The sequence below is a fragment of the Streptomyces sp. NPDC005151 genome (assembly GCF_053599875.1).
On sequence record NZ_JBSFYR010000008.1, the window covers coordinates 21751 to 33653 of the forward strand.

Annotated in this window: 14 protein-coding genes and 3 tRNA genes; 11 read left to right on the plus strand and 6 right to left on the minus strand. The window is 68.8% G+C overall.

Annotation, left to right across the window (positions count from 1 at the left end; all coding sequences use genetic code 11):
* Window positions 1-10: 10 nt before the first annotated feature.
* From ACWD6R_RS06735 to ACWD6R_RS06765, 7 genes are all read left to right on the plus strand, one after another.
* The gene (locus tag ACWD6R_RS06735; protein ID WP_451817819.1) at window positions 11-1585 is read left to right on the plus strand and encodes a complex I subunit 4 family protein; all 1575 of its coding nucleotides are present in this window, start codon (window positions 11-13) and stop codon (window positions 1583-1585) included.
* Complete coding sequence (locus tag ACWD6R_RS06740; RefSeq protein WP_451817738.1) at window positions 1582-3132, plus strand: NADH-quinone oxidoreductase subunit N; 1551 nt, start codon at window positions 1582-1584, stop codon at window positions 3130-3132. The genes ACWD6R_RS06735 and ACWD6R_RS06740 overlap by 4 nt, the downstream gene beginning before the upstream one ends.
* Before the next feature lie 106 nt (window positions 3133-3238).
* The gene (mscL, locus tag ACWD6R_RS06745) at window positions 3239-3700 is read left to right on the plus strand and encodes a large conductance mechanosensitive channel protein MscL (RefSeq protein ID WP_451817739.1); all 462 of its coding nucleotides are present in this window, start codon (window positions 3239-3241) and stop codon (window positions 3698-3700) included.
* A 223-nt stretch (window positions 3701-3923) separates the two neighbouring features.
* Window positions 3924-4787 (plus strand): zinc metalloprotease HtpX, encoded by an 864-nt coding sequence (gene htpX, locus ACWD6R_RS06750; protein WP_451817740.1) that lies wholly within the window; start codon window positions 3924-3926, stop codon window positions 4785-4787.
* Complete coding sequence (locus ACWD6R_RS06755; protein WP_451817741.1) at window positions 4784-5176, plus strand: YccF domain-containing protein; 393 nt, start codon at window positions 4784-4786, stop codon at window positions 5174-5176. The genes htpX and ACWD6R_RS06755 overlap by 4 nt, the downstream gene beginning before the upstream one ends.
* Before the next feature lie 125 nt (window positions 5177-5301).
* Window positions 5302-5859, plus strand: a complete 558-nt coding sequence (locus ACWD6R_RS06760; RefSeq protein ID WP_451817742.1) for an SMI1/KNR4 family protein — start codon at window positions 5302-5304, stop codon at window positions 5857-5859.
* 99 nt (window positions 5860-5958) lie between these two features.
* Entirely contained in the window at window positions 5959-6231 is a 273-nt protein-coding gene (locus ACWD6R_RS06765) for a GlsB/YeaQ/YmgE family stress response membrane protein (RefSeq protein ID WP_451817743.1), read from the plus strand.
* 15 nt (window positions 6232-6246) lie between these two features.
* Here ACWD6R_RS06765 and ACWD6R_RS06770 read toward each other — a convergent pair whose 3' ends face one another.
* From ACWD6R_RS06770 to ACWD6R_RS06780, 3 genes are all read right to left on the minus strand, one after another.
* Window positions 6247-6906 carry an alpha-ketoglutarate-dependent dioxygenase AlkB family protein gene (locus ACWD6R_RS06770; protein WP_451817820.1) on the minus strand — a complete coding sequence of 220 codons (660 nt, stop codon included), beginning with the start codon at window positions 6904-6906 and terminating at the stop codon, window positions 6247-6249.
* Between the two features lie 60 nt (window positions 6907-6966).
* On the minus strand, window positions 6967-7476 hold the full coding sequence (locus tag ACWD6R_RS06775; protein ID WP_451817744.1) for a methylated-DNA--[protein]-cysteine S-methyltransferase: 510 nt from the start codon (window positions 7474-7476) through the stop codon (window positions 6967-6969).
* Between the two features lie 191 nt (window positions 7477-7667).
* A complete protein-coding gene (locus tag ACWD6R_RS06780; protein ID WP_266931780.1) occupies window positions 7668-8156 on the minus strand; it encodes a YajQ family cyclic di-GMP-binding protein in 489 nt (162 codons plus the stop codon).
* A 169-nt stretch (window positions 8157-8325) separates the two neighbouring features.
* On the opposite strand from ACWD6R_RS06780, the gene ACWD6R_RS06785 reads away from it, so the two are divergent.
* Window positions 8326-8407: transfer RNA gene (locus ACWD6R_RS06785), tRNA-Tyr, on the plus strand.
* Between the two features lie 266 nt (window positions 8408-8673).
* On the opposite strand, the gene ACWD6R_RS06790 is transcribed toward ACWD6R_RS06785, so the two are convergent.
* From ACWD6R_RS06790 to ACWD6R_RS06800, 3 genes are all read right to left on the minus strand, one after another.
* A complete protein-coding gene (locus ACWD6R_RS06790) occupies window positions 8674-8928 on the minus strand; it encodes a hypothetical protein (RefSeq protein WP_451817745.1) in 255 nt (84 codons plus the stop codon).
* 148 nt (window positions 8929-9076) lie between these two features.
* Window positions 9077-9733: an SDR family oxidoreductase gene (locus ACWD6R_RS06795; RefSeq protein WP_451817746.1), complete on the minus strand. Its 657-nt coding sequence runs from the start codon at window positions 9731-9733 to the stop codon at window positions 9077-9079.
* 34 nt (window positions 9734-9767) lie between these two features.
* Window positions 9768-11030, minus strand: a complete 1263-nt coding sequence (locus ACWD6R_RS06800; protein ID WP_451817747.1) for an amidohydrolase family protein — start codon at window positions 11028-11030, stop codon at window positions 9768-9770.
* Between the two features lie 370 nt (window positions 11031-11400).
* Here ACWD6R_RS06800 and ACWD6R_RS06805 point away from each other — a divergent pair.
* The 3 genes from ACWD6R_RS06805 to rpmG all read left to right on the plus strand — a co-directional run bounded on the left by ACWD6R_RS06805 (window position 11401) and on the right by rpmG (window position 11856).
* Window positions 11401-11473: transfer RNA gene (locus ACWD6R_RS06805), tRNA-Thr, on the plus strand.
* 47 nt (window positions 11474-11520) lie between these two features.
* A tRNA-Met gene (locus ACWD6R_RS06810) sits at window positions 11521-11593 on the plus strand.
* A gap of 98 nt (window positions 11594-11691) precedes the next feature.
* Window positions 11692-11856, plus strand: coding sequence for a 50S ribosomal protein L33 (gene rpmG / locus ACWD6R_RS06815; RefSeq protein WP_003956487.1), 165 nt, complete (start codon window positions 11692-11694; stop codon window positions 11854-11856).
* The last annotated feature ends 47 nt before the right edge of the window (window positions 11857-11903 follow it).

Sequence of the window (11903 nt, forward strand, 5' to 3'; positions counted from 1 at the left end):
CGAATCCGTGATGCAGTTCCTTCTCGCGTTCATCGTCGTCGGCCCGCTCATCGGCGCCGTCGCCGCTCTCCTGCCCGCCCCGCCCGGGCTGAAGGGAAAGAGCCCCGACCAGGCCGTGCTCCGCCACGGCGTGACCGTCACCGGCGCGATCCTCGTCGCCGCGATCGTCCTGGCCCTCGGCTTCGACCACGACCACCCGTCGAAAATGCAGGCCACCACCGACATCAGCTGGATCCCGGCGCTCGACGTCCGCATCCACCTCGGCATCGACGGCATCTCGCTCCCCCTTCTCGTACTGACCGCGCTGCTGACCTTTCTCTGCGCGCTCTACAGCTACTTCAAACTGCAACATCAGCGGCTGACGCCGCGGGCCGAGGGCCCCTCCCCGAAGGCCTTCGTCGCCCTCGTCCTCGTCCTCGAGTCCGGCACCCTCGCGACCTTCGCCGTCCTCGACCTGCTGCTGTTCTTCCTGGCATTCGAGATGGTCCTCATCCCGATGTACTTCCTCATCGCCCGCTGGGGCGGCGCGCAGAAGCAGGCCGCCGCCTGGAAGTTCATCCTCTACACACTGCTCGGCTCAGTGATCATGCTGCTGGGCCTGCTCCTCATCGGACTGACGAGCGGCACCTTCGACATGGTGGCACTCGCCACTGACAACGGCCGTGGGCTCACCTCGTCCGTGCAGGTCATCGCGGTTCTCGCCATTGGCATCGGACTCGCCGTCAAGACCCCGATGTGGCCGCTGCACAGCTGGCTCCCGGACGCCCACACCGCCGCCCCGACCGTCGGCTCGGTGCTCCTCGCGGGTGTCCTGCTGAAGATGGGCACCTACGGATTCGTCCGCATCCTGCTCCCCATCACCCCCGACGGGATGCAGACCTTCGCGCCTTACCTCGCCGCATTCGCCGTCGTCGGCATCATCTACGGATCCCTCGCCTGCCTCGCGCTCGCCCGCCCCGGCTCCAAGGGCGACCTCAAGCGCCTGATCGCGTACTCCTCCGTCGGCCACATGGGCTTCGTGCTCCTCGGCATCGCGAGCATGACCCCCACCGGCGTCAACGGCGCGCTCTTCGCCAACATCGCCCACGGCCTCATCACCGGCCTGCTGTTCTTCCTGGTCGGCGCAGTCAAGGACCGCTACGGCACCGCCGACCTCGACACCCTCTCCGGCGCCACCGGGGCCGCCCTCTACGGCCGCGCCCCCCGCCTCGGCGGTCTCCTCGCCTTCGCCGCCGTCGCCTCGCTCGGCCTGCCCGGCCTCGCCGGATTCTGGGGCGAGATGCTCGCCCTGTTCGGCGCCTTCGACCCGGCCGGCGGCCTCAGCCGCCCCGCCTTCCTCACCTTCATGTCGATCGGCGCGTTCGGCACCCTGCTTACCGCCGCGTACATGCTCATCGTCGTACGCCGGGTCTGCATGGGCGAGAAGCGCGAGGAACCGCACCGCATCGCCGACATCCAGACGTACGAATTCGCCGCCTGGACCCCGCTCGCCGCCCTCACCGTCCTCGCCGGCCTGTGGCCCGCAGTCCTCCTCGGCCTCACCGACCCGGCCGTGCAGAAGCTCCTCGCAGGAGGCAAGTCGTGACCACAGCGGCCGAGACCACCAGCCTCGTCCAGTCCGTCGACTGGCTCGCTGTCGCGCCCCCCGTCATCGTCGCGACGGTCGCCCTGATCATCCTCGTCGCCGACCTCTTCCTCCCCCAGGAGCGCAAGCCGCTGCTCGGCTGGGCGACCATCGCCGGACTCGTCGCCGCACTCGCCTTCCTCGTCCCGCTGCGCGACGGCGACCACTCCACCTTCTGCCTCACCACCGGCACCGGCACCGCCACGGCCTGCAGCTACACAGCCGACCACTTCGCCCTGATCATCCAGTTCCTCGTCCTCGGCGGCGCCCTTCTCATCGCACTGCTCTCCCTCGGCGACACCCGCAAGCTCCCCGCGGGCGAGTTCTGGTTCCTGCTGCTGTCCTCCGCGGCCGGCGCCGCACTCCTGCCAGCCGCCCGCGACCTCGCCACCCTCGTCGTCGCCCTCGAAGTCGCCTCCCTGCCCGCCTTTGCCCTCGTCGGCATCAAGCGCGGCGACCGGCGCTCCTCCGAGGCAGCCCTGAAGTTCTTCCTCTCCTCCGTCGTCGCGACCGCCGTCATGCTCCTCGGCGTCAGCTTCGTGTACGCGACAACCGGCACCCTCCACCTCACGGAACTCGCCACCCGCCTCGACGACGTCCCTGGTCAGCTCGACACCCTCGCCCAGGCGGGCGTCGCCCTCACCCTCGTCGGCTTCGCCTTCAAGACAGCCGCCGCACCCTTCCACTTCTGGGTCCCCGACACCTACGTCGGCGCCCCGCTCCCCGTCGCCGCCTACCTCTCGGTCGTCGGCAAAGCAGTCGGCTTCTCCGGGCTCATCCTCGTCACCGTGATCGGATTCCCGTCGTACGCCGACGTCTGGGGACCCGCACTCGCCGTCGTCGCCGCACTCACCATGACCATCGGCAACGTCGCCGCCCTCCGCCAGACCGCCACCCGCGCCCGCAGCGCCGTACGCCTGCTCGCCTGGTCGTCCGTCGCCCAGGCCGGCTACCTCCTGGTACCGATCGCCTCCGCCGCGTACTCCAGCGACGACCAGATCGGCTCCACCGTCGCCTACGCCCTCATGTACGCCGTCGTGAACCTCGGCGCCTTCGCGGTAGTGGCCCTCGTCTCCCGCACAAGCCCGGACAACCGTCTCTCCGACTACCGCGGCCTGTACGCCACCCGCCCCCTCGCCGCCCTCGCCATGGCCTTCTTCCTGCTCTGCCTCGCCGGACTGCCGCCAGGCATCATCGGCCTCTTCGCCAAGGTCACGGTCTTCTCCGCCGCCGTCGACGCAGGCCTCGGCTGGCTCGCGGTCGTCATGGCCGTCAACGTCGTGATCGCGCTCTACTACTACCTCCAGTGGACGGCGGCACTCTTCCGCGGACCGGAAGAGCCCGAGGCTGCGGCGGCCCCGGCAGGCACGGCGGGCACGGCACCCACCCTGCGCGTGACCGCACCGACGTCTCTCACCGCCGCGATCGCCCTCACCGCCGCCGTCGGCATCGTGCTCTCCGGAGCCCCGCAGCTGGTGCTCAGGTTCGCCGCGGTCAACCTCTTCTGACCACGCACCGACCCCGCCCAAGATCGGTTTGCCCCGGCCGGGCCACACAGGGCAGGGTCATGCCCGCACACCACGCATACGTACACACAAAAGAGGAGCCAGGGCAGTGCTGAACGGGTTCAAGGACTTCGTCCTGCGCGGAAACGTGATCTCCATGGCGATCGGACTCGCCGTCGGAGCCGCGTTCACCGCAGTCGTCACAGGATTCAGCAACGCATTCATCGTGCCGCTGATCGGAGTCATCACCCGAGGCACCGGAGACTTCAGCAAGGCCACCTTCAAGGTCGAGGGCGTGAAGTTCCCCTACGGACTGTTCGTCAGCGCCTCCATTGCCTTCCTGATCACCGCCGCCGTCCTCTACTTCTGCGTCGTCGTCCCCATGACGAAGGTCCAGAGCCGCTTCACAGCCAAGGCCGAGGAGAAGGTCGACATCAAGGCCGCCCTGCGCGACTGCCCCCGCTGCTACACGGCCATCCCGGCCATCGCCTCCCGCTGCGCCCACTGCACCAGCGAGATCAAGCCCGACCCCGAGGCCCTCGCGCTCGCCAAACTCCCCGCCCAGCGCTGACCCACCCGGAGCCGACCCGCACCGCCCCCCGACACCCGTACGGCCCAATGCCCGCTCCGGCCCGAACAGCCGGACAAGCCGCCGGACACGGCCCGCCCTCCGGCCGTGCGCACAAGGGAACTAGCTCTCCTCGCCTGGCGTTGACCAGTACAGGAGGCTCCACTGGGGAGTGGAGCACCACCAGCAAAAGGGTTCCCCTGCTGCACCACTTGGAGGGCGTACCGTGCACCGTCGGCACAACGGGCTGAGAACCGCCGTACTCCTCGGGGGCCTGTCCGCACTCATCATCGTCATCGGCAGTTTCTTCGGACGTACGGGCCTGATCGTCGCGCTCTTCGTAGCCGTCGGCACCAACGCCTACGCCTACTGGAACAGCGACAAACTCGCACTACGGGCCATGCGGGCCCGCCCGGTCAGCGAATTCGAGGCGCCACAGCTCTACCGCATGGTCCGCGAACTCTCCACCACGGCCCGCCAACCCATGCCACGGCTCTACATCTCCCCGACCCAGGCACCCAACGCCTTCGCCACCGGCCGCAACCCGCGCAACGCGGCAGTGTGCTGCACCGAAGGCATCCTGCAGATCCTGGACGAACGCGAACTGCGAGGCGTCCTCGGCCACGAACTCAGCCATGTCTACAACCGCGACATCCTGATCTCGTCAGTCGCCGGAGCACTCGCCTCCGTCGTCATGTTCCTGGTCAACTTCGCATGGCTGATCCCGGTCGGCCGGTCCAACGACGACGAAGGCCCCGGCATCCTCGGCATGCTGCTGATCATGATCCTCGGCCCGCTCGCCGCCGGCGTCATCCAACTCGCCGTCAGCCGCTCCCGCGAATACGAGGCAGACGCCTCGGGCGCCCAACTGACCGGCGACCCCCTGGCCCTCGCCAGTGCCCTGCGCAAACTGGACGCCGGAACGAAACAGCTCCCCCTGCCCCCCGAGCCGAAGATCGAGACCGCGAGCCACATGATGATCGCGAACCCCTTCCGCCCCGGCCAGGGCATGTCCAAGATGTTCTCCACGCACCCGCCGATGGCGGAGCGCATTGCCCGACTTGAGCAGATGGCAGGTCATCGCCCATGAAGACAATCCTGAACGTCATATGGCTGGTCCTGTGCGGATTCTGGATGTTCCTCGGCTACATGGCCGCCGGTGTCCTGCTGTGCATCACTATTATCGGCATCCCGTTCGGCCTCGCAGCCTTCCGCATCGGCATCTACGCACTGTGGCCCTTCGGCTACACCGTCGTCGACCGCCGCGACGCCGGCGCACCCTCCTGCGTGGGCAACGTCCTCTGGCTGATCCTCGCAGGCTGGTGGCTGGCCCTCGGCCACATCACCACCGGAATCGCCCTCTGCATCACGATCATCGGCATCCCGCTCGGCATCGCGAACTTCAAGATGATCCCGGTCTCCCTCATGCCCTTCGGCAAGGAAATCGTCCGAACGGACCAGCCGTTCGCCACCCGATAGGACGGCAGCACGACCAGGGGGCAACGGGGAGCCGGGCGGCCCATCCGTCGAAACGCCCCCCGTCACGCAGGACGGCATCGGGCCACCCTCCACCGATTGTCAGTGTCGTCCTCCACCATGAACCCATGAACGACACCGAGCAGTTGCTGACGGCCGTGGAGAAGACAGCGCACACCACCCCACGGTGGGAGAAGTGCCCCCTCCCGGCAGCTCTGTCCACCCAGGACATTGCCCAGGCCGAAGCGGCCCTCGGCTTCGCGCTGCCGCCACTGCTGACCGCCCTCTACACCCGGGTCGCCAACGGCGGCTTCGGCCCGGAATACGGTCTGCTGCCCCTCACCGGCAGCCCCGCCCCCGACGGCGAGCAGTCCGCCGTCGATCAGTACCTCGCCCACCGCAGATCCGCGAGCGAGGAAGGGCAGTGGCCGTGGCCGGAAGGCGTACTGCCGATATGCACCCTGGGCTGCGGCATGTACAGCTGCGTGGACTGCCGCACCGACCGCACCACCGTCCTGCTCTTCGAGCCGAACGCCGACGAACCGCAGCACGCCTGGTACATCGACCAGCCCGATCTCGCCACCTGGCTGCGCACATGGCTGGACGGAGCGGGCTGGTACGGGGAGGACGCCGACGACGAAGCAATGGACCTGCAGCCCTGGCCGGACTACAACACCCGCATATGAACAGGCTGTGACCTGCCGCTCATCCCGCTCAACCAGCAACCGTCCACGCCCACCCGACGTCTTGGATTCCACAGCCAAGTGAACGGTAGGTTTGGCAGCATGACCATTATCGCTTGGATCATTCTCGGACTGCTTGCCGGCATCATTGCCAAGGTGCTGCTCCCGGGCCGCGACCCGGGCGGGCTGGTCGGCACCACCCTCATCGGAGTCGCCGGCGCCTTCATCGGTGGCTGGATATCCTCACGCTTCCTCGACCACCCCATATCCAAGAACTTCTACGACACCGCGACATGGATCTCGGCCATCGGCGGCTCGCTGGTACTGCTCATCGCCTACCGGCTGCTCTTCGGGAACTCCCGGGACCGCCACTGACACCCCGTCCGCGCCTCAGACACCCCACCCGGTCTCGCGCAGGGTCAGATTGAGCCGACCTCTGCTCATGCCCGTCGCGGGATCGGCCGTCCCCGGACAGACCTTCGGCACACCGTGGAACGCGAAGCGTGACTCCCCACCGAAGACGAACAGGTCACCGGAAGCCAACTCCACATCCGTATAAGGCCGTCCACGGTCCTTCGTGTTGCCGAAGCGGAAGACACACGTATCACCGATGCTGAGCGAGACCACCGGCGCACCGGACCGCTCCTCCTTGTCCTGGTGCATGCCCATCCTCGCCGCGCCGTCATAAAAATTGATCAGCGCGGTGTCCGGCGCGTACGTCCCGACCGGACTCTCCTCCCCGTACGCCTCGACCAGCGCCGCCCGCCCCAACTCCGCCAGCCAGTCCGGAAAATCGGCGACCCGCGCCCCGTTCACATCATCCGCGGTCCGCGAATACCGGTACGGCTGCCAGTGCCACCCCACACAGACCGTCCGGACGGACATCACCCCTCCGCCCGGCAACACCGTGTGCCGCAGTGGCACCGGCCCCCGCGCCCACTCCCGGCAGGCCTCGACCAGCATCCGCTGGCGCTCCACCGGCAACCAGTCCGGCACATGCACGGCACCCGGCGCCACGACAGCCCGCGGCCTCGGGAAGAGACCCGCCATTTCGCCCACCGCCCATCCGTACACAGCCGCTCAGCGCGCAACGCTCGGCACACGGGCCGCTCAGCGCGCCGCCAGAGCGCCTTCCAGCCCCAGAAGCTGCTCCTTGCGCTCCAGCCCGCCCGCGTAACCCCGCAGGGCCCCGTCCGCACCGATCACCCGGTGGCACGGGCGCACGACCAGCAGCGGATTGCGGCCGATCGCCGTCCCCACGGCCCGCACACCCGCCCCGGGTGCGCCGATCCGCTCGGCGATCTGCCCGTAGGACACCGTCTCCCCGTACGGGACGGTGTCCAGCGCGCTCCACACCCGCCGCTGGAACTCCGTGCCCCGACCCTCCGCGTACGCGATGTCGAAGTGGGTCAGCCGCCCCTCGAAATACGCCCTCAACTGCGCGGCGATCCCGGCGAAGGCCTCCGGCGCAGGGATCCACCCGTCCTGGACGACCTCGGCGCCCTTCTGGCCCGGCAGGGAGAGCGAGGCGAGCGCCACACCGCCGGCGGCGGCTGGTGATTCCTCACCGACCAGCAGCAGTTCACCCAGCGGGCTGTCGACGGTCGCGTACATGGTCATGGCCGGTCCCTCTCTTCTCCGTACAGGGCGACGAATCACCCACATCGCCGTTCCATACGGACAAGTCTGTGACCGTCCGCCACCCGCGACCGGCGGTATTCGGACATCACGTCCGATGGGGTGCGAGGCGGGCCGGTGCGTATCTCCCGGCCTGCCCCACCCACGCCCGGACGGACGACCGAAAGACGGACCTACCGGTAGTTCGCGAACTGCACGGCGAAGTCGAAGTCCTGGCCCTTCAGCAGCGCCTGCACGGCCTGCAGGTCGTCCCGGCTCTTCGAGCTGACCCGCAGCTCGTCGCCCTGGACCTGCGCCTTGACGCCCTTCGGACCCTCATCGCGAATGATCTTCGCCACCTTCTTGGCGTTCTCCTGGGAGATGCCTTCCTCGATCGTGGCGAAGATCTTGTACTCCTTGCCGGACAGCTGCGGCTCGCCCGCGTCCAGCGACTTGAGCGAGATGCCCCGCTTGATCAGCTTGGACTGGAAGATGTCGAGGATCGCCTTGACCCGCTCCTCGCCGTTCGCCTCCATCAGGATCTTCTCGCCGGACCAGGAGATCGAGGCGCCCGTGCCCTTGAAGTCGTAGCGCTGCGAGATCTCCTTGGCGGCCTGGTTGAGGGCGTTGTCGACCTCCTGCCGCTCGACCTTCGAGACGATGTCGAAACTGGAGTCGGCCATGACGTGTGGCTCCTTGCGTCGAATGCTTGTGGGGTACGACGCAAAGCCTAGCCATCGCCCACCGCCACGAGCACTGATCAATCAGGTGGCGGAGCACCCCACGTCATCAGGTATCGTTTACGTCGTCGCCAAGGAGCCCCGCTCAACGGAGTTCCAACGCGTCGTTCGAGGCGGTGTGCCCGAGTGGCCAAAGGGAGCAGACTGTAAATCTGCCGGCTCAGCCTACCCAGGTTCGAACCCTGGCGCCGCCACTCGAACAGAGCCCCTGACCAGCACAAATGGTCGGGGGCTCAGTCATTTTCTGCCCCTTTCGCGAGCTTTCCCACCGTGGTTCGAACCGCTGCTTGCAGCTACGCCTGCCCTGTTCGCTCCGAGCGTTCCACGCTGCGCCGAGCCGGTCCGGCCCCGTGGGGATCCGGTGGCGCGCAGTACGGTCCGGTGGGTGCGGAGCAGGGTCTCCAGCCGATTGGCCGGAGATCGGGGTTGCCGCATTCGCTGCCTGCCGGCCTGGTGGAGCTCAAGCCTGGGACCGGCCCCCGCCGAACGGTGTCCTCTTTTTGCCGCTGGGGGTCTCGTCCGCGGTGAGCGCCGTCAGCGACGTCCGGTCCGGGTGGGCGTCGATCGTCGCCTGTCCGATGTCGGCGACGAGGCTGCTCAGCCAGCCCACCCGTTGCGCGAGTTGGCGCCCGGTCAGCTGTTCGCCGGTGTCCTCGCGGAGGCCGCGCGCGACACGACAAGTGGCTGTGCGGATCAGGGCTGTTGAGCGACGCATGGGTCCTCCTCCCGGCGGGGCTTACGAGCCGTCGGGAGGATCAACGACGCGGGCGGCTGATGGTCACCCGTTCGGCCGAAGAAACTTCGTACGAGGGAGAGCAGGGGAGGGGCGTTCGGGCTCTGCGCTCCTCCCCCCGTCGCCCCGCTCAGTTCCCCGCGACGTCCTTCATCGCCACCGCCAACGGCACGTTCCCCGAGATCAGTTCCAGGGTCAGTCCCGCTGTCGCCGGGGTGTCCAGCAGTTCCAGCAGCGTCGCCGCCACGTCGTCGCGCGGTACCGTTCCGCGCCCCGTCGAGGCTGCCAGCAGAACCTGCCCGTTGCCCGCGTCGTCGGTAAGCATTCCGGGGCGCAGGATCGTCCAGTCGAGTGCGGTCCTGGAGCGTACGTAAGCGTCGGCGGCGCCCTTGGCCCGCAGGTACACGTCGAAGACATCGTCGCCCGGGTAGTCCGGATCGGCACCCATGGAGGAGACCACGATGCAGCGCCGTACGCGCGCCCGTTCCGCCGCGTCCGCGAACAGCACTGCCGCGCCGCGGTCCACCGTGTCCTTGCGGGCCGTACCGCTGTTCGGGCCCGCGCCGGCCGCGAAGACCGCCGCGTCGGCGCCGCGCAGCACCTCGGCCACTTCCTCCACGGAGGCCGATTCGAGGTCCAGGACGACCGGTTCGGCGCCTGCCGACCGGAGGTCCTCGCCCTGTTCCGGGTTGCGGATGATGCCGACCGCTTCATCTCCGCGCGCAGCGAGCAGCCGCTCCAGCCGCAGCGCGATCTGACCATGTCCACCTGCGATGACAATGCGCATAGTCACGACCGTACGCCGCGGCGCGCCGCCCCGCTCAGGACCCGCCGCCCGGCCCGGGTTCAGGGCGGGCCTGGCGGGGCAGATCGAGTGCGACGACGGTCTCGGAGTCGCAGTATTCGCGGACCGCGCTGGTACGGGCCACCACGCGTCCGCTGTGCACGACGATCCGGCTGTACGCGAGCGAGAGCGCGCCGGAGAGCTGTTCGCCACGTACGGCGAGGAGTTCGGCGGGGAAGCCTGCCTCGACGCGGATCTCGGGCAGCCCCATGGCCTTCCTGGCGGCCGTGGAGACGGCGTCGTACGCATCCTCGGGGCGTAGGCCGCTCTGTGAGGCGAGCAGGTAGGCGGCCTCCAGCGGGTCTCCGCGGCCCACGGGGTTCGCGACGTCGCGCAGTGCCCCGCTGCCTGCCGCTACGCGCACTCCGGCGGCGCGTAGCAGCTGTACGGGGGCGGTGCCCCTGCGTCCGGCGCCGCAGCAGCCGCCCTGGGGGAGGCAGATCACGGTTACTTCGGCGGCGGCGAGCTGATCGGCGGTGCGGGTCGCGGTTTCCGGGGGGAGCCGGTCGAGGCCGGCGCAGGGGCCTATGGAGACGCCGGGCCGGTGTCCGGCGGCCATGGCGGCGAGCCGGGCGAGGCGGGCGGGGTCGTCGCCGTCCATGTGCAGGTCGACGGGGCAGTGGTGTTCGGCGGCGATCTCCAGGACGGCTTCGGTGTATCCGGCCGGGTCGGGGTCGAGCTCGGGGCAGCCGCCGATCACGCCGGCTCCTGTTTTCACCGCGTCGCGCAGCATGGCGAGGCTGTCGGCGCCCGCGATTCCGGTGAGCAGGCGGGGTACGGCGACCGGGGTCAGTTCGGTGAGTCCGTGCAGGGAGCGGCGTGCCTGGAGTACTGCTTCGAGGCCGGCGAGTCCGGTGACGTCCCCGATCCGTACGTGTGAGCGCAGGGCGGTGGCGCCGTGGCCGAGTTGCAGCAGGGCGGCTTCGGTGGCGCGGCGCTGGATGTCCTCGGGGTGGTGCGAGGCGGGTCCGGAGCTGTCGGGGCCGGTGCTGTCCGCGGTGAGTGCGGTGTCGCTGTGGGCGTGGGGTTCTGCGGGGGCGGGGAGCAGGAGATAGCCGCGCAGGTCGATGCGGGGGCCGGGGGCGGTCAGGCTGCCCGTGGTGCCGACGGCCTCGATGCGGCCGCGGCCGAGGCGTACGTCGACGATGCGGCCGTCGGTGAGCCGGGCGCCGCACAGGATCAGGGCGTTGGCTTCGGTGGCGGCGTGGTCGTCGGGCTGCCGCGGCCGGCTGTCGGGCATCGCGCTCCTGGGAGGGTTACAAGATCACGCAGAGTGAGTCGAGCCTAGGGGCGTGTTCGTCCCGGTTCGAGGAGGAGGGAAATAGTCGTACCGGTGTGGCCTCGTGAGGTGTGCGCGGCGGGTGGGAGGGGCCGGCGCGGTGGCTGTTCCGAGGCCGGCCGGGTGTGGCTCACGGCGCTGGTCGGGTTGCCGGTCACGTTGCTGATCAGGCGGCGGTTCCGGCCGCCGGCCGGGCTCCCGGCCGAGTCCGCCGCCGGTCGTGGATCGGGGGTCGGTCGGGGGATCGGGGCGGGGCCGGTCATCGCTGCGGCGGGGGCTCCGAAACGGATTTGGGCGATCGGCGGAGGACCGTGTAATGTCTTCATCGCTCGCCCCAATAGCTCAGTCGGTAGAGCGTCTCCATGGTAAGGAGAAGGTCTACGGTTCGATTCCGTATTGGGGCTCTGGTGATCGGAGAACCCCGCCTCACGGCGGGGGGATCCGTCATCAAAGCGGTGTAGCTCAGTCGGTAGAGCAAGCGGCTCATAATCGCTGTGTCACCGGTTCAAGTCCGGTCACCGCTACTTACGGTAGCCGATTGTGGGGTCGGTCCTTCGATCGGCTACTCTTTTTTTGCGTTCATTCGTTCATCCGTTCATCCGTCCGTCCAAGGAGCACTCACGTGGCTGCCACCGACGTCCGCCCGAAGATCACGCTGGCCTGCGTGGAGTGCAAGGAGCGGAACTACATCACCAAGAAGAACCGGCGTAACAACCCGGACCGTCTTGAGATGAAGAAGCACTGCCCGCGCTGCAACTCGCACACTGCGCACCGCGAAACCCGCTGAATCAGGCTCGTACACGAGGCCGCCCCCACTGGGGGCGGCCTCGTGTC